This is a genomic window from Pseudomonas sp. 10C3, assembly GCF_036346185.1.
Lineage (GTDB): Bacteria > Pseudomonadota > Gammaproteobacteria > Pseudomonadales > Pseudomonadaceae > Aquipseudomonas.
In genome coordinates this window covers 1-267 of sequence record NZ_JASJVE010000122.1, presented here as the reverse complement: position 1 = coordinate 267, position 267 = coordinate 1, and the positions used below count along the sequence as shown (strand labels likewise).

The following is a 267-nucleotide window of genomic DNA, read 5'->3' as shown; positions in this document are numbered from 1 at the left end:
GAGATCGCCCGCGCCATGTGCACGCGGCCGCAGATCATCTGCCTGGACGAACCGGCCGCCGGCCTTAACCCGCAGGAAACCGAAGCCCTCAGCGCGATGATTCGCCTGCTGCGCGACGAACACGACCTCACGGTGGTGCTGATCGAACACGACATGGGCATGGTGATGAGTATTTCCGACCACATCGTGGTGCTCGACCACGGCAACGTGATCGCTGAAGGCGGGCCGGAAGCGATCCGCAACGACCCGAAAGTGATTGCCGCCTAC

Annotated in this window: 1 pseudogene; it reads left to right on the top strand. The window is 63.3% G+C overall.

Annotated features, from left to right (window positions below):
* A pseudogene (locus QN399_RS26360) lies at nucleotides 1–267 on the top strand (ABC transporter ATP-binding protein); the annotation flags it as partial.